This is a genomic window from Pseudomonas sp. LA5 (assembly GCF_028640825.1).
Taxonomy (GTDB): Bacteria; Pseudomonadota; Gammaproteobacteria; order Pseudomonadales; family Pseudomonadaceae; genus Chryseomonas; species Chryseomonas aestiva.
The window spans coordinates 523,338-541,958 of the sequence record NZ_JAQYZY010000037.1; the positions used below are offsets into that span (position 1 = coordinate 523,338).

Annotated in this window: 17 protein-coding genes; 3 read left to right on the plus strand and 14 right to left on the minus strand. The window is 68.6% G+C overall.

Annotation, left to right across the window (positions count from 1 at the left end; genetic code table 11):
• Positions 1-8: 8 nt before the first annotated feature.
• From ccmI to ccmA, 9 genes are read right to left on the minus strand one after another with little or no spacing between them, the layout of a single operon-like run.
• Entirely contained in the window at positions 9-1,193 is a 1,185-nt protein-coding gene (gene ccmI, locus PVZ72_RS14350; RefSeq protein WP_273862286.1) for a c-type cytochrome biogenesis protein CcmI, read from the minus strand.
• Positions 1,187-1,642 (minus strand): cytochrome c-type biogenesis protein, encoded by a 456-nt coding sequence (locus tag PVZ72_RS14355; protein WP_273862287.1) that lies wholly within the window; start codon positions 1,640-1,642, stop codon positions 1,187-1,189. Before PVZ72_RS14355 ends, ccmI begins: the two co-directional genes overlap by 7 nt.
• Positions 1,639-2,172, minus strand: coding sequence for a DsbE family thiol:disulfide interchange protein (locus PVZ72_RS14360; protein WP_273862288.1), 534 nt, complete (start codon positions 2,170-2,172; stop codon positions 1,639-1,641). The genes PVZ72_RS14355 and PVZ72_RS14360 overlap by 4 nt, the downstream gene beginning before the upstream one ends.
• Entirely contained in the window at positions 2,172-4,133 is a 1,962-nt protein-coding gene (locus PVZ72_RS14365; RefSeq protein ID WP_273862289.1) for a heme lyase CcmF/NrfE family subunit, read from the minus strand. The genes PVZ72_RS14360 and PVZ72_RS14365 overlap by 1 nt, the downstream gene beginning before the upstream one ends.
• Positions 4,130-4,585: a cytochrome c maturation protein CcmE gene (gene ccmE, locus PVZ72_RS14370; protein ID WP_133861106.1), complete on the minus strand. Its 456-nt coding sequence runs from the start codon at positions 4,583-4,585 to the stop codon at positions 4,130-4,132. The genes PVZ72_RS14365 and ccmE overlap by 4 nt, the downstream gene beginning before the upstream one ends.
• A complete protein-coding gene (ccmD, locus tag PVZ72_RS14375; RefSeq protein ID WP_187979695.1) occupies positions 4,582-4,758 on the minus strand; it encodes a heme exporter protein CcmD in 177 nt (58 codons plus the stop codon). The genes ccmE and ccmD overlap by 4 nt, the downstream gene beginning before the upstream one ends.
• On the minus strand, positions 4,755-5,501 hold the full coding sequence (locus PVZ72_RS14380; protein WP_133861108.1) for a heme ABC transporter permease: 747 nt from the start codon (positions 5,499-5,501) through the stop codon (positions 4,755-4,757). The genes ccmD and PVZ72_RS14380 overlap by 4 nt, the downstream gene beginning before the upstream one ends.
• 10 nt (positions 5,502-5,511) lie before the next feature.
• Positions 5,512-6,183 carry a heme exporter protein CcmB gene (ccmB, locus tag PVZ72_RS14385; protein WP_273862290.1) on the minus strand — a complete coding sequence of 224 codons (672 nt, stop codon included), beginning with the start codon at positions 6,181-6,183 and terminating at the stop codon, positions 5,512-5,514.
• Complete coding sequence (gene ccmA, locus PVZ72_RS14390; protein ID WP_187979697.1) at positions 6,180-6,785, minus strand: cytochrome c biogenesis heme-transporting ATPase CcmA; 606 nt, start codon at positions 6,783-6,785, stop codon at positions 6,180-6,182. The genes ccmB and ccmA overlap by 4 nt, the downstream gene beginning before the upstream one ends.
• 107 nt (positions 6,786-6,892) lie before the next feature.
• Between ccmA and fliK the strand changes: the two genes are divergently transcribed.
• Together fliK and PVZ72_RS14400 are read left to right on the plus strand one after the other, a co-directional pair.
• On the plus strand, positions 6,893-8,467 hold the full coding sequence (fliK, locus tag PVZ72_RS14395) for a flagellar hook-length control protein FliK (protein ID WP_273862291.1): 1,575 nt from the start codon (positions 6,893-6,895) through the stop codon (positions 8,465-8,467).
• Positions 8,464-8,778, plus strand: a complete 315-nt coding sequence (locus tag PVZ72_RS14400; RefSeq protein WP_133861112.1) for an EscU/YscU/HrcU family type III secretion system export apparatus switch protein — start codon at positions 8,464-8,466, stop codon at positions 8,776-8,778. The genes fliK and PVZ72_RS14400 overlap by 4 nt, the downstream gene beginning before the upstream one ends.
• A gap of 420 nt (positions 8,779-9,198) precedes the next feature.
• Here the strand turns inward: PVZ72_RS14400 and mazG are convergent, their stop codons facing one another.
• From mazG to PVZ72_RS14425, 5 genes are all read right to left on the minus strand, one after another.
• Complete coding sequence (gene mazG / locus PVZ72_RS14405) at positions 9,199-10,044, minus strand: nucleoside triphosphate pyrophosphohydrolase (protein ID WP_273862292.1); 846 nt, start codon at positions 10,042-10,044, stop codon at positions 9,199-9,201.
• Positions 10,045-10,112: 68 nt separating this feature from the next.
• Positions 10,113-12,353 (minus strand): GTP diphosphokinase, encoded by a 2,241-nt coding sequence (gene relA / locus PVZ72_RS14410; protein ID WP_133861114.1) that lies wholly within the window; start codon positions 12,351-12,353, stop codon positions 10,113-10,115.
• A gap of 63 nt (positions 12,354-12,416) precedes the next feature.
• Positions 12,417-13,781 carry a 23S rRNA (uracil(1939)-C(5))-methyltransferase RlmD gene (gene rlmD / locus PVZ72_RS14415; RefSeq protein WP_273862293.1) on the minus strand — a complete coding sequence of 455 codons (1,365 nt, stop codon included), beginning with the start codon at positions 13,779-13,781 and terminating at the stop codon, positions 12,417-12,419.
• On the minus strand, positions 13,768-14,667 hold the full coding sequence (gene cysM, locus PVZ72_RS14420) for a cysteine synthase CysM (RefSeq protein WP_007158967.1): 900 nt from the start codon (positions 14,665-14,667) through the stop codon (positions 13,768-13,770). The genes rlmD and cysM overlap by 14 nt, the downstream gene beginning before the upstream one ends.
• Before the next feature lie 80 nt (positions 14,668-14,747).
• Entirely contained in the window at positions 14,748-15,638 is an 891-nt protein-coding gene (locus PVZ72_RS14425; protein WP_273862294.1) for an alpha/beta hydrolase, read from the minus strand.
• 212 nt (positions 15,639-15,850) lie between these two features.
• On the opposite strand from PVZ72_RS14425, the gene PVZ72_RS14430 reads away from it, so the two are divergent.
• A complete protein-coding gene (locus PVZ72_RS14430; protein ID WP_133861116.1) occupies positions 15,851-18,619 on the plus strand; it encodes a response regulator in 2,769 nt (922 codons plus the stop codon).
• The last annotated feature ends 2 nt before the right edge of the window (positions 18,620-18,621 follow it).

Consider the following 18,621-nt stretch of genomic DNA (forward strand, 5'->3'; position numbering starts at 1 on the left):
CCGCCCGATCATGGCGCAATGGCATCAGCGGCTTCCATGCGCATTAGGCTGAACGCACTAGAAGAGAGCTCCAGTGGCGGCCCCTCGTGTCGCCAGTCCCCCTTGAGCGGATCGCCGCCCCGGGCGATCACCACGACCGGTCGGATCTGTCGATGGTCGGACAGCTTGCGCTGGGGCAGCATGGCGTCGCGGTCATCCAGCTGCACCCGGCGGGGCAGATCGGCAACACTCAGCCGCCGCACCGCCAGTGGTGGGCCCGGCTGATCCACCGCCAGCGCCAGCACGAAGACACTGTCCTCGGGCCGCACCCGCTGCGCCACCGCGGGCGCCAGACTGACCTCCACGTCCAGCCCCGGCGTGGTCAGCGCCTGACCGGCGGCCCGCGCCGCCGCCTCCGCCCGGGCGACGCCCTGGGCGAGGGTGTCGCGCAGGGGATCCCCTGGTGGCAGCACGGCGACCAGGCGCTGCCAGTAGCCGGCCGCCTTGGCGTAGCCCCCCCGTTCGTAGGCGGCCATGCCCAGCAGACCCAGGGTGGTGGGCTCGCCAGGATTGGCGGCCAGGGCTTCGTCGGCCAGGGCCTGGGTGCGGGCATCCAGCTGGCGCCCCGCGGCGAAGAAACGGGCCTGGGCCAGTTGCCCGAGGACTTCCGCGCGCCGGCCATCGCGCTGGATGACCTGCTCGAAGGCGGCCACGGCATCCTGGTAGCGACCCAGGCCGGCATAGGCCCGTGCCAGCAGATACCAGTTGTCGGTCGCCTGGGGTTGCAGTCGCGTCGCCGCTTGCAGGTCGGCCAGCAGCGCCTGGGGCGAAGCCGGCGCCGCGGCGAGGCGCTGGCTCAGCTGCAGCGCCGGCCAGGCGCCAAGCAGCAGATAGAGCCCCAGGGCCAGGACCGGGCCGCCCAGGGCGACCGCGATACCCAGGCGCCGACCGTGGCGCAGCGGCGAAGAACCCTCGGCCGGACTGTCGGCGAGCAGGCTGCGGCCCGCCTCGGCTTCGGCCAGCGCCAGCGCCTGGGTGTCCAGTTCCCCCCGTGCGGCCCACGCCCTGGCATCGGCCAGGCGTTCCTGATAGAGCGAGCGATTGAGCACCGCCCGCTGGTCCGCCAGGACGCGTCCACCGCACAGCAGCGGCACGAGCAGGATCAGCACCGCCAGGATCAGCAGCAGTCCCGCCAGCCCCCAGAAGGTCAGCATCCTGGCTCCTCCTCGGCCTGCAGCGCGGCCAGTCGCTGGCGTTCGGCGTCGCTCAGCGTCTGCTCCGGGCGGCGGCGGCGCGTCAGGACCAGCAGCAGCCCGGCGCCACCCAGCAGAGCCAGGCCTGGCAGCAGCCAGAGCAGCAGGGTGCGACCCTCGAAAGGCGGCCGATAGCGGATGAATTCGCCATAGCGCTGCTCCAGGTGGGCGACGATCTCGTCATCGTTCTGCCCGGCCGCCATCAGGCGCTGGATCTCGCGGCGCAGATCGCCGGCGATGGGCGCATTGGAATCGGCCAGGTCCTGGTTCTGGCACTTGGGACAGCGCAATTCGCGGGTCAGCGCCTGGAAGCGCGCGCGTTCGGCGTCGTCGCGAAAGCCATAGGGGTCGATGGCCGCGTGGATCTGGGTCGACCAGACCAGCAACAGCAGCAGCCAGCCGACCCTCATGGCGTCACCACCAGGGCCCGGTAGCGCGGCCCGAGGTCGGTGTCCCAGACACGCTGATCGATTATCCCGACATGGCGATAGCGCACCACGCCGCGGGCATCGATGAGAAAGGTCTCCGGCGCGCCATAGACACCCAGGTCCAGCCCCAGCCGGCCTTCGTCGTCACGGATATCGAGCTGGTAGGGATCGTGGAATTCGGCCAGCCAGCGGCGGGCGCTGGCCTGGTCGTCCTTGTAGTTGATGCCATGGATCATCACGCCCTCGGCCTTGAGTCGAGTGAGCACCGGATGCTCTTCCCGGCAGGCCACGCACCAGGTGCCCCAGACATTGACCAGCGCCGGGCGGCCGAGCAGATCCTCCCGGGTGAACAGTCGTTGGTCCTGTACGCCCGGCAGCGAGAACGCCGGAAACGGCTGGCCGACCAGCGCCGAAGGCAGGGCCTGGGGATCGCGATAGAGTCCGCGAAAGAGCAAGCCGGCCAGCACCAGGAAGGCCAGCAGTGGCAGGCAGAGCAACAGGCGACGGCGCATCAGGCGGACTCCGCGACAGCGGCAGGGGAAGAGGATCGCCGGCGGCGATAGCGCGGATCGGCCAGGGCCAGCAGGCCACCCAGGGCGGTGAGCAGGCCACCGAGCCAGATCAGCCGGACGAAGGGCTTGATCTGCAGGCGCACGGCCCAGGCGCCCTGCCCCAGTGGCTCGCCGAGGGCCACATAGAGATCGCGGCTCAGGCCGGCGTCGATGGCGGCTTCGGTCATCACCGCGCCGCTGGCCAGATAGCGGCGTTTTTCCGGGGTCAGCAGGGCGACCACCCGCCCCTCGCGCTCGACCTGCAGCAGGGCGCGTTCGGCGGTGAAGTTGGGCCCCTCGTAATGCTGGGTGCCGGCGAAGCCGAAGCGATAGCCCTGGAGTTCGACGTGCTCGCCCGGCGCCAGGCGCAGATCGCGTTGCACATCCAACTGACTGGCCAGCACCACCCCCAGGGCCAGCACCGCCAGCCCCAGGTGGGCCAGGTGCATGCCCCAGTAGCTGCGTGGCTGACCGCGCAGGCCGCGGCGCCAGCCCAGCGCCACCACCTTGCCCAGCACGTCGCGCAGCGTGGTCAGCAGGATCCAGGCCGCCAGCGCCAGCACCGCCAGGATCGCCGCCCTGGGCCGGTCCAGCCACCAGCCGGCCAGCCCCGCCAGGACGGCGCAAGCCAGCAGGACGGGCGCCAGCAGGCGCACCAGCCAGCGCCCCGGGCTGCTTTTCCAGCGCACCAGCACCCCGACGCCCAGGGCCAGCATCAGCAGCGCCATCAGCGGCACGAACAGCAGGTTGAAATAGGGCGGCCCCACCGACAGCTTGGCCCCGGTCAGGCTGTCGATAATCAAGGGATAGAGAGTACCGAGCAGGACCGTGGCGGCGGCGGTCACCAGGATCAGGTTGTTGACCACCAGCAGCGCCTCGCGGGAGGCCAGGCTGAAGGCCGCCGAGCCGCCGAGCGCCGGCGCGCGCCAGGCGAACAGCGCCAGGGAGCCGCCGACCACCAGCAGCAGGAAGGCCAGGATGAAGACGCCGCGGGTGGGATCGCTGGCGAAGGCATGCACCGAGGTCAGCACCCCCGAGCGCACCAGAAAGGTCCCCAGCAGGCTGAGCGAAAAGGCGGCGATGGCCAGCAGCACCGTCCAGCCCTTGAACAGACCGCGCTTCTCGGTCACCGCCAGGGAGTGCAGGAGCGCCGTGCCCACCAGCCAGGGCATGAAGGAGGCGTTTTCCACCGGATCCCAGAACCACCAGCCGCCCCAGCCCAGCTCGTAGTAGGCCCACCAGGAGCCCAGTACGATGCCGCAGCCGAGCAAGGCCCAGGCCAGCAGCGTCCAGGGCCGGGCCCAGCGCGCCCAGGCGGCGTCCAAGCGTCCTTCCAGCAAAGCCGCCAGGGCGAAGGCGAAGGCCACCGAGAAACCGACATAGCCCATGTAGAGCATGGGCGGATGCAGGATGAGCCCCGGGTCCTGCAGCAGCGGATTGAGGTCGTTGCCCTCCCGCGGAAATTGCGGCAGCAGGCGCGCGAAGGGATTGGAAGTGGCCACCAGGAAGGTCAGGAATCCCGTGGCCACCAGCCCGAGGATGCCCAGCACCCGCGCCAGCAGGGCCTGGGGCAAGGACCGCGAACAGCACGCCACCGCCAGACTCCAGCCCGCCAGGATCAGCGCCCACAGCAGCAGGGACCCCTCGTGGGCACCCCAGGTGGCGCTGACCTTGTAGTACCAGGGCAGGCGACTGTTGGAGTTGGCCGCCACATAGGCCACCGAGAAGTCGTCCTGCAGAAAGGCCCAGGTCAGGGCGGCGAAGGCCAGTGCCAGGAACAGCCACTGGCCGAGGGCGGCCGGGCGCGCCAGGCGCATCCAGTCGGCCTGGCCGCGCCAGGCGCCCAGCAGTGGCAGGGTGCCCTGCACCAGGGCCATGATGAGCGCCAGCAGCAGGCAGAGTTGCCCGAGTTCCGGGATCATGGCGTCGGCCTCGCGCCGTCCAGCGGTCGCCCGGCCTGGCGCAACGCCTGGCTCACCTCGGGCGGCATGTATTTCTCGTCGTGCTTGGCGAGGATCTGATCGGCGACCAGACGCCCCTGGTCGTCGAGGCGGCCCAGGGCCACCACGCCCTGCCCTTCGCGGAACAGATCCGGCAGGATGCCGGCATAGTTCACCCGCACCTCCTGCTGGAAGTCGGTGATGACGAAGGTCACCGCCAGGGAATCCGCGGCGCGCACCAGGCTGCCCTTCTCCACCATGCCGCCGGCGCGGATGCGGGTAGCGGGCGGCGCCTCGCCTCGGGCGATCTGGCTCGGGGTATAGAAGAGGTTGATGTTCTGCTGCAGGGCGCTGAGGGCCAGCGCCGCCGCGCCCCCTACGCCCAGCAACAGCAGCAGGATCCACAGCAGCCGTCGACGGCGGACCGGATTCATGGCCGCCGCTCCCGCCGCCAGCGCTGGCGCAAGGCCCGCTGCAGTCGGCGACGCGCCTGCCAGCCGTGCAGCAGCAGACCGCCGAGGATGACCAGGGTCAGGCCGAAGGCCGGCCAGACATAGAGGCCGTGGCGGCCCATGCCCAGGACCTGCGCCCATTCCACTCCGCTCACGCGCCCTCCTCGCCCAGTTCCAGGCGTACCCAGCGACTGCGCCACTCGCGCCTGAGCACCTCCAGGCGCATCCGCTGCAGCAAGACGCCAGCGAAGAACAGATAGAACGCCAGCACCATCACCAGCAGTGGCAGCCACATGGCGGCGGGCATCGGTGGTCGCGCTACCAGGCTGAAGGTGGCCGGCTGGTGCAGGGTGCTCCACCACTCCACCGAATACTTGATGATCGGCAGATTGACCGAGCCCACCAGGGCCAGGATGGCGCAGGCACGGGCGGCGCTCTCGCGATGCTCGATGGCCTGCCCCAGGGCGATCACCCCCAGATAGAGAAACAGCAGCACCAGCATCGAGGTGAGCCGGGCGTCCCAGATCCACCAGGTGCCCCAGGTGGGAATGCCCCACAGCGACCCCGTGGCCAGGGCGATCACCGTCATCCAGGCGCCGATCGGCGCGGCCGCGCGCAGGGCCACGTCGGCCAGCTTGAGACGCCAGACCAGGCCGATGGCTCCGGCGACCGCCAGCAGCAGATAGCAGGACTGCGCCAGAAAGGCGGCCGGCACATGCACATAGATGATGCGAAAGCTGTCGCCCTGCTGGTAGTCCGGCGGGGCCAGGAACAACCCCCACACCAGACCCACGGCCAGCAGCACCCCGGCCAGCGCCAGGCAGGGTCCCTGCAGGCGGCCGGCCAAACGATAGAAGATGGCGGGAGAGCCCAGGCGGTGCAGCCAGGTCCAGTTCATGTCGTCCTCGTCATTGGGCCGCGCCGATGCGCAGGCCGGCGGCGACCGCCAGGGGCGCCAGGGTCAGGGCCAGCAGAGTCAGGCAACCCAGCCAGAGCAGCAGTCCCGTCACCGGCAGGCCAAGACGCGCCGCGTCCAGGGTGCTGGCGCCCAGGATCAGCACCGGGATCTGCAGCGGTAGGTTGAGCAGCGCCAGCAGCAGCCCGCCACGGGCCAGGCCCACTGTGAGGGCCGCGCCTATGGCACCGATCAGGGTCAGGGCCAGACTGCCCAGGATCAGGGCCGCAAGGGTCGCCGGCAGGGCCGCGGCGGGCAACCCCAGCATCAGCGCCAGCAGCGGCGTCAGGGTCACCAGGCCGAGGCCGGCGAAGCACCAGTGCACCAGCAGCTTGAGCAGCACCAGCAGCGGCAGGGGCTGGGGTGCCAGCAGCCAGAGCTCCAGCGAGCCATCCTGCCAGTCGCTGCGAAACAGGGCTTCCTGGCCGAGCAGCAAGGCCAGCAGCAGTGCTATCCACAGGAGGCCTGGTGCCAGGGCGGCCAGCTGCTGGCTATCGGGGCCCAGCGCCAGGGGAAAGAGGGTCACCACCAGGGCATGGAAGGCCAGGGGCGTGAGCCACAGCGCCGGACGGCGACAGGCCAGGCGCCCTTCGCGCCTGAGGAAGGCCAACCAGGCGCCGCTCATCGGCCACCGTCCAGCCAGAGCAGCCGATGCCCTTCGGGGACGACCTCCAGTTCGCGGTGACTGGTCAGTACCAGGGCGCCGCCTGCTGCGCAATGGGCGCGCAGGCGCGCTTCCAGCTGCGTGCAGGTGCTGGCGTCGAGGGCGGTGAAGGGTTCGTCCAGCAGCCAGAGCCGCGGCGGTTCGGGCAACTGGAGCCGGGCCAGGGCAACGCGCCGACGCTGGCCGGCCGACAACTGCCCACAGGGCTCGTCCGCCCAGTCGGCCAGGCCTACCGTTGCCAGGGCGACCCGGCAGGCCTCACTCGTGGTCGGGCGCCACAGATTGGCCAGACTGTGGAGATTTTCCACCGCCGTCAGCCCCTCGGCGATGCCGGGCGCATGGCCCAGCCAGAGCAGTTCGGCCGCGGCGGGCCGGCGCACCTTACCCGCGTCCGCCGGCAGCAGTCCCGCCAGGATGCGCAGCAGGCTGGTCTTGCCACAGCCGTTGACGCCCCCGATCCGCAGCGACTCGCCCGCCGCCACGCTCAGACTCAGGTCGTCGAACAGCAGGCGACCGCCCCGTTCGCAACGGAGCGCGACGGCGTCGAGCAGGGGCTGATTCAAGACAGGGGATCTCACGGCACTAAAGTCGGTCGGGCGCTGGCCGTTAACCCGGCACACGCCCTTGAAGGCGCGCCATTATACACAGGCGATTCCACCGGACCTGCCCGATGACTTCCATCTCCGCGATCCAACCCAGCGTCGGCGTCACGCCCGCCCTGCCCGTCCGGGCCGCGGCGGCGCAGGCATCGGACGCGGGGGCGCAGATCCTGCAGGCCCTGCAATCCCTCGACGACCTGATTCCGCCCGGCAGCACCGCGACCGCCGAGGTACTCGCTACCCGTCCGGCCGGCCAGAGCTTCCAGTTCCTGCTGCAACTGCAGCTGGCCGAGGGTGGCAGCGTCCTGCTCACCACCCAGAGTCCGACCAACAACCTGCCGGTGGGCAGCCAGTTGCTGGTGAGCACCCTCGGCTCCACCCAGCTGGCGGTGCTGCTGCAGAGCCTGGAGGGCGACGCACCACCGCCGCCGCTGCAGCAGCTGGATCTGCGCCAGCTGCCGGTGGGCACGACCCTGCAATTGCGGGTGCTGAGCAGCCTGCTGCAACAGCCACCCGGCGCGACGCCCACCTACGAGGTGATCGCCAAGGCCCTGAGTTCCAGTCTCGAAGGTCGCCAGCTCAAGCTGGAATCGCCCCGCCCGGTACCGGTGGGCAGTCTGCTGACAGTGGTGATCAAGGACAGCCAGGAGGTCACGGTGCTGCCCATGGCGCAGCGCCTCGACCAGCTCGACATCGATCGCCAGCTGCAGGGCCAGGGGCAGCGCCAGCTGTCGATGAATGCCCTGCTGCAATGGCTGGAGGACGTCCCCGAGGCTGAGCTGCCACCGTCGGTGGGCGCGGCGCTCAAGTCCCTGCTGGCCAATCTGGAAACCACCGAGGCCCTGGGCACGCCCCAGGGCTGGGCCCGCGCCCTGGCGCGCAGTGGCCTGCAACTGGAGCAGCAATTGCTGGATCGCGGCGGTCCCGATCTCCAGGAGGACTTCAAGGCCAACCTGCTGCGCCTGGTGGATCGCCTGCTGGCCAGCGTGCCGGGCGAGGCCCTGCGCAATCCCCAGGTCGCGATCCAGACCGCCCAGCAGAATCTGCCCGATGCCCTGCGCCGGGCGCTGGGGGACGCCGCCACCGCCAGTCGCCAGCCCACCGCCCTGGACTTTCCCCTGGGCGAACGCGATGGTCGCGGCCTCAGTGCCGCCAACGCCGAACTCGACGAATTGCTGCAACTGGCCACGGGCGTCATCGCCCGCCTGCAGACCCACCAGCTGGCCAGCCTGGCCCAGACCCAGGTCCTGCCCGATGGCTACTACCTGTCCACCTGGCAGACCGAGATTCCCTGGCGCGATGGCGAGCGCCTCGGCGCGGTGCAGGTGCGCTTCCAGGAAGAACGACCGCCGCCGGATAACCGTGGTGAAGCCCGCGACAGCCTGTGGAAGGTGGAACTGGCCTTCGACCTGGCGCCGCTGGGCCCGCTGCAGGTGCGGGCGCAATTGGCCAGCGGCCGGCTGTCGAGCGAATTCTGGGCGGAAAAAGGCGCCACCGCGACGCTGATCGATACCGAATTGCCCCATCTGCGCGACCGCCTGCTGGCGGCCGGCTTCGTGGTCGGCGACCTCAGCAGCCGCCAGGGCCGTCCCGCACGCCATCCGCGCACCACCCTCGAACAACGCTGGATCGACGACACCGCATGAGTACAACCGCCGCCCGCCAGGCCATCGCGCTGTCCTATGACGGCAGCAGCGCCCCCATCCTCTCCGCCAAGGGCGATGCCGAACTGGCCGAACTCATCCTGGCCACGGCCCGGGAGCACGAGGTGCCTATCTACGAGAACGCCGACCTGGTGCGCATCCTGGCGCGCCTGGAACTGGGCGCCGAGATCCCCGAGGCGCTCTATCGCACCCTGGCCGAGATCATCGCCTTCGCCTGGCACCTCAAGGGCAAGTGCCCGGCGCACCTGGCCGACCAGCCGGATCTGTCGCCGGGTTGGGAAAGGATGCCGTAGGAATCGGTCCTCACGGCCATGGCGGCCCGCCGATGCGGCCGGGGCCAGTAGGAACGGCCCATGGCCGCGATCTGCCGTGTAGCCTGGATAACGGCGCAGCCTTATCCACCCTTCGAGTCGGCCTACCCGTGGAAAACGCCATGCGGTTTTCCACGGGCAGGCTGATCGCGATCTTGCCGCGGCTGGTGGAGATGAACGCCCACTCGGACAGCCCCCTCTCCCTCCGGGAGAGGGTTGGGGTGAGGGCGCCCCCGGCAGTCACTCCCAGCGAAAAACGCTGCGCGGTTTTCACGCGACGACACTACGAATCGTTTTATCGTGGCCATGGGCCGCTCCTACGGGGAATGATGCGCTTGCAGGGGCGCCCACATCGGTGGACCGCCAGGACCGCGATCAAGCAATCCAGCCAGCGGAATCGACCTACCCCCGCCGCAACGAATGCCCGACGGCGCCCTTCTCGGCCACCTTGGCGGCGTCCCAGAGTGCATCCATCTCTTCCAGGCTGGCCTCCTGGGGCGTTCTGCCCTGAGCGTTCAGGCCTTCCTCGATATAGCGAAAGCGCCGCTCGAACTTGGCGTTGGCCTGGCGCAGGGCGTCCTCGGCGTCAACCTGCAGGTGCCTCGCCAGATTGACCATCACGAACAGCAGATCGCCGATCTCTTCCGCCACCTGGGCAGCCTGGCCGTTGGCCATGGCCTCGCGCACCTCGTCCAGTTCCTCCTGGATCTTGGCCACCACCGGCATGGCGTCGGCCCAGTCGAAGCCGACATTGGCCGCACGCTTCTGCAGCTTGGCCGCGCGACTCAGGGCCGGCAGCGCGGCCGGCACGTCATCCAGCAGCGAGAGCTGCTCCGGCGCCGCGGCCTTTTCCGCGCGCTCCTCGGCCTTGATTTCTTCCCAGCGGCGCTTGATGGTCGCCTCGTCCAGTCGCGGCAGGTCGAGCGGGCCATGCAGGTCGCCGTCGGGAAAGACATGGGGATGGCGCCGCACCAGCTTGCGGGTGATGCCATCCACCACCTGGGCGAAGTCGAAATGGCCATCCTCGCGACCCAGCTGGCTGTAGTAGACGACCTGGAACAGCAGATCGCCCAGCTCGTCGCGCACCTGCGGGAAATCCCGCCGGGCGATGGCGTCGGCGACCTCGTAGGCCTCTTCCAGGGTGTGGGGCACGATGCTGGCGTAGTCCTGGCGCAGATCCCAGGGGCAGCCGTGTTGCGGATCGCGCAACCGGGCCATGAGGTGCAGCAGATCGTCGAGCTGGTACATGGATGAATCCTGTTACTGGAAAAGAACGAGGCGCCAGGAGGCGCCTCGTGGGGTCGTCGTCACATCTCTCAGGCAGCGCGATTGCGCCGGGCTTCGATGATGTTGGGCAGCTGGGAGATGCGCCCGAGCAGGCGGCCGAGCGCGTCCAGGCCGGGGATCTCGATGGTCAGCAGCATGTTGGCGGTGTTTTCCTCGCGATTGGAGCGGGTATTCACCGCCAACACGTTGATCCGCTCGTTGAGCAGGATCTGCGAGACATCGCGCAGCAGACCGGAGCGGTCGAAGGCCTTGATCACGATGTCGACCGGATAGGTCTGCACCGGCACCGGGCCCCAGCTCACCTGGATGGTCCGCTCCGGCTCGCGACTGGCCAGCTGCAGTGCGTTGGCGCAGTCCTGCCGGTGGATGGTCACGCCACGGCCGAGGGTGATGTAGCCGACGATGGCATCACCCGGCACCGGCTGGCAGCAGCCGGCGATCTGGGTGAGCAGGTTGCCCACGCCCTGGATCTGCACATCGCCACGCTTGCCCGGCTTGTTGGTTGGCTTGCGCGGCAAGTGATCGAGGGTATCGAGGCCCTTGTCCGGCTCCACCAGCTGCTGGGCGGCGTGCATCACCTGGGCCAGGCGCAGATCGCCGGCGCCCAGGGCCGCGAGCATGTCCTCGGAGCCCTTGTAGTTGACCTTCTCGGCCAGGGTGTTGAAGTCCACCGGGGGCAGTGCCAGGCGCGACAGCTCGCGCTCGACCATGGCCTTGCCAGCGGCCACGTTCTGGTCGCGCGCCTGGAACTTGAACCAGTGGACGATCTTGGCCCGGGCCCGCGAGGTGTTGACGTAGCCGAGGTTGGGGTTGAGCCAGTCGCGGCTGGGCGAGCCCTGCTTGCCGGTGATGATCTCCACCTGCTCGCCGGTCTGCAGCTGGTAGTTCAGCGGCACGATGCGGCCGTTGATCTTGGCCCCGCGGCAGTTGTGGCCAATCTCGGTGTGCACCCGATAGGCGAAGTCCAGCGGCGTCGCGCCCTTGGGCAGGTCGATGGCGTGGCCGTCGGGGGTGAAGACGTAGACCCGGTCCGGCTCGATGTCGACCCGCAGCTGATCGGCCAGGCCGCCGATGTCGCCCAGCTCCTCGTGCCATTCCAGCACCTGGCGCAGCCAGGAGATCTTTTCTTCGTAGTGGTTGGAGGCCGACTTGACGTCGGTTCCCTTGTAGCGCCAGTGGGCGCAGACGCCCAGTTCGGCCTCTTCGTGCATGGCATGGGTGCGGATCTGCACCTCCAGCACCTTGCCCTCCGGACCGATCACCGCAGTATGCAGGGAACGGTAGCCGTTCTCCTTGGGATTGGCGATATAGTCGTCGAACTCGCGGGCAATATGCCGCCACAAAGTATGTACGATGCCCAGCGCGGTATAGCAGTCACGCACCTCGGGCACCAGCACCCGCACGGCGCGCACGTCGTAGATCTGGCTGAACTCCAGGCCCTTGCGCTGCATCTTCCGCCAGATGGAATAGATGTGCTTGGCGCGCCCGCTGAGGTCGGACTTGATGCCGGTGGCGGTGAGTTCGTCACGCAGCTGCTGCATGACGTCGGCGATGTATTGCTCGCGATCCAGCCGCCGTTCATGCAGCAGGGTCGCGATCTGCTTGTACTGCTGGGGCTCCAGGTAGCGGAAGGACAGGTCCTCCAGCTCCCACTTGATATGGCCGATGCCCAGCCGGTGGGCCAGGGGCGCGTAGATGTCGGCGACCTCGCGGGCCACCCGGTTGCGGCGCTCTTCGGTGGCGTTCTTGACCGCGCGAATGGCGCAGGTGCGCTCGGCCAGCTTGATCAGCGCCACGCGCACGTCGTCGACCATGGCCACCAGCATGCGGCGCAGGTTGTCGACCTGGGTCTGGCTGCCCAGCACCATGGACTTGCGCGGATTGAGACTCTCGCTGATCGCCGCCATGCGCAGCACGCCTTCGATCAGCTTGGCCACCACCGGCCCGAAATGCTCGGCCGCCGACTCCAGGGTCGCCTTGCCCTCGCGCACCGCCCGGTAGACGATGGCGGCGATCAGGCTGTCCTGATCCAGCTTGAGGTCGGCCAGGATCTCCGCCATCTGCAGGCCGGTATGGAAACTGGAGGTCCCCTCCGCCCAGGTGTGCTCGACCTGGCCGGAATTCTCTTCCGCCGTGCGGGCGAAGCCGCAGGCGTCCAGCAAGGCCTCGCGATCGAGATTCGGATCCACGCTCTGGATATGATCCAGCCAGGCGTGGAGGTTGATGCTGCCATCGACGTTGACTGGCTGATGCGCTCTGACCTGTACCATCTACCCCTTCCTCACGGCGTAGCCTTCTCGCCGGATTGGCTCGCATCGGTTGGCGAGCCGTCGTTACCCGGGCATCCTGCCCGCTTCGAACAGCACCATGGCTTCCACATGGGCGGTCTGCGGGAACATGTCGAGAATGCCCGCTCTTGTCATGCGATAGCCCTGTCGGACCAGCTCCCCGGCATCCCGTGCCAGGGTGGCCGGATTGCAGGAGACGTAGACCAGCCGCCCGATACCCAGGCCGCTGAGCTGCCGAACCACTTCCAGCGCACCGTCGCGCGGCGGATCCAGCAGGGCCAGCGAATGGCTGCCCAGATCGGCGGGTAGCGGGTTCGACAGATCCACCTGTAGAAAGTGCGCGTTGCCGATGCCGTTGTCACGTGCATTTTGTATTGCCCGGGATGTCATCGCCGCGACCCCTTCGATACCGGTAACCGCCGCTGCCTGCCGCGCCAGCGGCAGGGCGAAGTTGCCCAGCCCGGAGAACAGATCGAGCACCCGGTCATCCGCCGTCGGCGCCAGCCAGTCCAGCGCCTGGGCGACCATGGCCTCGTTGATGGCGGCATTGACCTGGACGAAGTCGCCCGGCTGATAGGCCAGGGTCAGGTCCCAGGACGCCAGCCGGAAGCCCAGCCTGGCGTCGGCCTGATCCGCCTGCGGCTCGCCCTTGCCCTGCCACCAGAGCTGGACGCCAGCCGCCGCGCAGAAGTCGCGCAGGCGCGCCTGGTCGCCCGGCAGCAGCGCCCGGGTATGGCGCACCATCATGGCCGTTGCCGTGCCCTGGAAGAGCTCCACATGACCGATCGCCTGGGGCTGTTCCAGCCCGCTCAGCAGGTCAGGCAGCGCGCGCAGCAATGGCTGCAGCTCCGGCACCAGTACCAGGCAGTCGTCGGGGGTGACGATGTCCTGGCTGGCCTCGGCGCGAAAGCCCACTTCCAGGCGGCTCTGGCGTTCGTCCCAGCGCACCGCGATGCGGGCGCGGCGGCGATAGCCGAATTCGGGACCGACCATGGGCGCGGCCCAGGCCAGCGGCTGCACCCCGGCCAGACGGCGGAATTGCTCGGCCAGGGCTTCCTGCTTGAGGGTCAGCTGATCGGCATGGGGCAGGTGCTGCAGGGTGCAACCGCCGCAGCGGTCGGCCACGCTGCAGGGCGGTGTACGCCGCAACGGACTGGCCTCCAGCACCCGAAGGGTACGGGCCTCGACCACCTGACTGCGGGCGCCGAGCACCCGCGCCTCGACCCGCTCGCCCGGCAGGGCACCGGCGACGAACCAGGTCCGCCCGCCTTCGCGCGCGATGCCACGCCCGTCATGGGACAGCCGCTCGATGCCCAGCAGCTGCCGCTTGCCGGTCGGTACCCCGGTCGCCTGGGCGCCACCGGCTGGTTGAAAGCGCAGCCCGCCGCCGCCTCGCTTAGCGCGCGTCATAGACGCCGGTCGACAGGTAGCGATCGCCTCGGTCACAGATGATCGCGACGATCACCGCATTGTCCACTTCCCGGGCGATGCGCAGGGCGCCCGCCACCGAACCGCCGGACGACACGCCGCAGAAGATGCCTTCTTCCCGCGCCAGGCGACGCATGGTGTCTTCGGCCTCCTGCTGCCCCATGTCGATGATGCGATCCACGCGGCTGGCCTCGTAGATCTTCGGCAGATAGGCCTCCGGCCAGCGGCGGATGCCGGGGATGGCCGCGCCCTCCTCCGGCTGCAGACCGACGATCTGCACCTTGGGATTCTGCTCCTTGAGGTAGCGCGAGGTGCCCATGATGGTCCCGGTGGTGCCCATGGAGCTGACGAAATGGGTGATGCTGCCATGTGTCTGGCGCCAGATCTCCGGCCCGGTGCCCAGGTAGTGGGCCACCGGATTGTCGCCATTGCCGAATTGGTCGAGCACCTTGCCGCGGCCTTCGGCCTGCATGCGCGTGGCCAGATCCCGCGCGCCTTCCATGCCGTCTTCCCGACTGACCAGGATCAGCTCGGCGCCATAGGCGGTCATGGCCGCCTTGCGCTCGGCGCTGGAGTTGTCGGGCATGATCAGGATCATGCGGTAGCCCATGATGGCGGCGGCCATCGCCAGGGCGATCCCGGTATTGCCGGAGGTGGCCTCGATGAGGGTATCGCCGGGCTGGATGTCGCCACGGGCCTCGGCCTGGCGGATCATCGACAGCGCCGGGCGGTCCTTGACCGAACCCGCCGGGTTGTTGCCTTCCAGCTTGAGCAGCACGGTACTGCGGGTGTCGCCGGCCAGGCGCTGCAGGCGCACCAGCGGCGTGTTACCGATGCAATCGGCGATGGTGGGATAGTGCAGACTCATGAATCAGCTCGTTCCGCCAGGGGTGAAAGCCTTCCATGATACTCCCAAAGCCTCGCCGACCCTACCCATCCGGCGCTTGGCTAGGGCCGGCGGGTGGCGGCGCCGTCGCTGGCCACCTCCAGGGCGGCGGGCAGGCTCAGCGACAGAATGCCCTCCGGCCCCAGGTTGGGCTGCACCTGGGGGGTCACCTGCATCCCCGGCAGTCCACCCAGGCGCTCGGCCAGTCGCTTGGCGGCATCGGGGGCGACCTTGCGGGTCAGGTCCTCGGTACCGGAATACAGCCAGAGCTGTACCGGCCGAGCGCCGCCCACGCCCTGGAATTCCTCTGCCCGCTTGAGGATGTAGCCCTGCTGCCAGCCATAGGCGACATCGCTCGCCACGTAGCGCTGGAAGGCCTGCGGCTGCCGATAGAGGGTGTCGAGCACGAACAGTCCGCCGTAGCCATGGCCCCAGAGGGTCTGGCGATTGGGGTCCACCGGCACGCTCTGGGTCAGCAGCGGCTTGATGCGTTGCTCGATCAGGTCGAGAAAGGCCCGCGAGCCTCCCGCCGGCCAGTCCTTGCGCACGTCGTCGCGCGTGCGGCCATTGCCCACCGCCGGGGTGTAGTCGTAGGTGCGTTCCTGCATGGCGTCCGCGGCATCGGCGTAACCGATGGCCACCAGCACAGGCGCACTCTTCAGTTTATGGGGGGACAACCAGACGTCCTGGAGTTGCGCAAGGGCGGCATCGCCGTCGAGCAGGAACAGCGCGGGATACCCCATCATCGGCGCCGGCTGCTTGGGAATGCCGATATAGACCCGATAGCGACGCTTGCCGTCCGCCGAGTCGAGCAGGTGCGTCTCGAAGCTGTAGTACATCGACCCCCGCTCCACCAGGGTGGTCTTCTTCGGCTCCTGGGCCTGGCTCGACGCCATCCAGCCGGTTCCCAGCAACAGGGCGCCCGCCAGCATCAGACTGCAACTCTTCTTCAAAGGATCTCCTCGAACACGACCGCACCGGAACGACCGGCAGTCCCTACCAGACCGCCGATGGGGTCAATGGTTGTGCACCCCGGCCAGGGACCGTGGCAGCCTTCGCGGATTTTCGCGAATCGGCGCGCCAGGGGGTGCGACCCCTTTCGCAAAGACTCTCTTTACATTTGGTAAAGGGGTTAGACTCGCCAAATTTCCTCGGGGGACGCGCAGTGCTGGACGAATTGGGACTCAAGGGGCGCATCCTGCTGTTGAGCGTCCTCCCGACCTGCTGCATGGCGGCCCTGCTGGGGGTCTACTTCAGCTGGGTGCAGCTGTCCGACATGCGCAGCCAGCTCATCGAGCATGGCCAGCTGGTGGCCCAGCAGATGGCCCCACTCATCGCCCCGGCCATGCGCACCGGCGACAACGACCAGCTCAACCGTATCGCCCAGCGCGCCCTCGACCAGGCCGATGTCCGGGCGATCAGTTTTCTGGATGCCGACGGCAACCTCCTCGCCCACGCCGGCCCCTCAATGACCGTGGAGCTCACCGGGCGCGACTACCAGACCATCAGCATGAGATCCGGGCTGGACATCACCCACTTCAACCTGCCGGTGCAGACCCATGATCTGCGCCTGACCCGCAGCGACGGCAGTCCGGCCACGCCCCAGACCCTGGGCTGGATTCAGCTCGAACTCTCCCATCACGCCACCCTGCTGCGCGGCTATCGCAACCTGGTGGCTGGCCTTCTGCTGATCCTGCTCGGCCTGGCCTTCACCGCCTTCATCGCGGTGCGCATGGGCCGCCGCATCAACCGGCCCCTGCAGGTGATCGCCCACGGCGTCAGCCAGTTGCAGGAGGGTCGCCTGGAGACGCGCCTGCCGACCCAGCTCGGCAGCCCCGAATTCGACGAACTGGCGACCGGCATCAACCGCATGGCCGAAGCCATGGAGAACGCCCAGTTCGAGATGCAGAACAACATCGACCAGGCCACCGAGGACGTCCGCCAGAATCTGGAAACCATCGAGATCCAGAACATCGAGCTGGACCTGGCGCGCAAGGCGGCGCTGGAAGCCAGCCGCATCAAGTCGGAATTCCTGGCCAACATGAGCCACGAGATTCGCACCCCGCTCAACGGCATCATCGGCTTCACCAACCTGATGCAGAAAAGCGAGCTGACCCCGCGCCAGCAGGATTACCTGAGCACCATCCAGAATTCCGCCGAGAGCCTCCTGGGCATCATCAACGAGATCCTCGACTTCTCGAAGATCGAGGCCGGCAAGCTGGTGCTGGAGAATCTGCCGTTCAACCTGCGTGACATGATCCAGGACACCCTGACCATCCTGGCGCCCTCGGCCCATGAAAAGCACCTGGAGCTGGTCTGCCTGGTCTACCGCGACACACCGACCCACCTGGTCGGCGATCCGCAGCGTCTGCGCCAGGTGCTCACCAACCTGGTGAGCAATGCCATCAAGTTCACCCATTCCGGCACCATCGCCGTGCGCGCCATGGTCGAGGAAGAGACCGACGACCATGCCCAGCTGCGCATCAGCGTCCAGGACACCGGGGTCGGCCTCACCGACGAAGACCGGCAGATGCTGTTCCAGGCCTTCTCCCAGGCCGACAACTCCCTGACCCGGCAGGCCGGCGGCACCGGACTCGGCCTAGTCATCTCCAAGCGCCTGATCGAGCAGATGGGGGGCGAGATCGGCCTGGAGAGCATTCCCGGCGAGGGCTCGGAATTCTGGATCACCCTCAACCTGCCCAAGGCCCACGGCAGCGTCGAGAGCCACAAGCGCATCGCCCTGGCCGGTCGCCGCGTCGGCCTGGTGGAGCCCCACCCCCTCACCCGCCAGGCACTGCAGCACCAGCTGGAAGAATGCGGTCTGAGCGTGGAGCCGTTCGAGACCCTGGAGCAGCTCAGCGAAGCGGTCGCCCACCCGGCCTCCGGCAAGCTGCCGGTCAGCCTGGCGGTGCTCGGTGTCAGTGCCCGCAGCATTCCGCCGGATCTGCTCACCGAGCGCATCTGGGAACTGGGTCGCCAGGACTGCAATACCCTGGTCTATTGCCCCACCACCGACCAGGCGGTGTTCCACGCCTCCCTGCCCGATGTCCATTGCCAGCTGCACGCCAAGCCGGCCTGCAGCCGCAAGCTCGAGCAGGCGGTGGCCGAGCTGCTCAACCAGCGCCCGCAACGCAACGAGAGCGGCGGCCTGGGCATCACCGACCGCCCGCCGCGGCTGCTCTGCGTGGACGACAACCCGGCCAACCTGCTGCTGGTGGAAACCCTGCTGACCGATCTCGGCGCCCAGGTCACCGCGGTGGAGAGCGGCTACGCGGCGGTGGAAGCCGTCCAGCAGGAGCGCTTCGATCTGGTGTTCATGGACGTGCAGATGCCCGGCATGGACGGCCGCCAGGCCACCGAGGCGATCCGCGACTGGGAAGCCAGCGAAGGCGGCACCCCGGTGCCCATCGTCGCCCTTACCGCCCACGCCATGGCCAACGAGAAGCGCGCCCTGCTGCAGAGCGGCATGGACGACTACCTCACCAAGCCCATCAGCGATCGGCAGCTGGCCCAGGTCATCCTCAAGTGGACCGGCCTGCGCCTGCTGCACAGCTCGGCGCCCGAGGTCACCAGCCTCAACAGTGGTGGCCAGGACATTTCCACGCTGGCGGTGATGGATGCGGACGAAGGCCTGCGCCTGGCGGCCAACAAGCCGGATCTGGCCAAGGATCTCCTGAGCATGCTGCTCGCCTCCCTGGCGGCGGACCGTCAGGCCATTCGCCAGGCCCGCGAAGACGGTGACCGCATCGCCCTCATCGAGCGCGTCCACCGCCTGCATGGCGCCACCCGCTATTGCGGCGTGCCCCAGCTCCGCGCCGCCTGCCAGCACAGCGAAACCCTGCTCAAGCAGGGCGCGCCGACCTCCAGTCCGGCGCTGGAAGAACTGGACGCGGCCATCGTCAATCTGTCCGCCCAGGCCAAGAGCCCGCTCTAGCG

Bases quoted from the DNA above. Each gene is read 5' to 3' on its own strand.
- ccmI (WP_273862286.1), bottom strand. From the start codon at position 1,193: ATGCTGACCTTCTGGGGGCTGGCGGGACTGCTGCTGATCCTGGCGGTG.
- PVZ72_RS14355 (WP_273862287.1), bottom strand. From the start codon at position 1,642: ATGAGGGTCGGCTGGCTGCTGCTGTTGCTGGTCTGGTCGACCCAGATC.
- PVZ72_RS14360 (WP_273862288.1), bottom strand. From the start codon at position 2,172: ATGCGCCGTCGCCTGTTGCTCTGCCTGCCACTGCTGGCCTTCCTGGTG.
- PVZ72_RS14365 (WP_273862289.1), bottom strand. From the start codon at position 4,133: ATGATCCCGGAACTCGGGCAACTCTGCCTGCTGCTGGCGCTCATCATG.
- ccmE (WP_133861106.1), bottom strand. From the start codon at position 4,585: ATGAATCCGGTCCGCCGTCGACGGCTGCTGTGGATCCTGCTGCTGTTG.
- PVZ72_RS14380 (WP_133861108.1), bottom strand. From the start codon at position 5,501: ATGAACTGGACCTGGCTGCACCGCCTGGGCTCTCCCGCCATCTTCTAT.
- ccmB (WP_273862290.1), bottom strand. From the start codon at position 6,183: ATGAGCGGCGCCTGGTTGGCCTTCCTCAGGCGCGAAGGGCGCCTGGCC.
- fliK (WP_273862291.1), top strand. From the start codon at position 6,893: ATGACTTCCATCTCCGCGATCCAACCCAGCGTCGGCGTCACGCCCGCC.
- PVZ72_RS14400 (WP_133861112.1), top strand. From the start codon at position 8,464: ATGAGTACAACCGCCGCCCGCCAGGCCATCGCGCTGTCCTATGACGGC.
- mazG (WP_273862292.1), bottom strand. From the start codon at position 10,044: ATGTACCAGCTCGACGATCTGCTGCACCTCATGGCCCGGTTGCGCGAT.
- relA (WP_133861114.1), bottom strand. From the start codon at position 12,353: ATGGTACAGGTCAGAGCGCATCAGCCAGTCAACGTCGATGGCAGCATC.
- rlmD (WP_273862293.1), bottom strand. From the start codon at position 13,781: ATGACGCGCGCTAAGCGAGGCGGCGGCGGGCTGCGCTTTCAACCAGCC.
- cysM (WP_007158967.1), bottom strand. From the start codon at position 14,667: ATGAGTCTGCACTATCCCACCATCGCCGATTGCATCGGTAACACGCCG.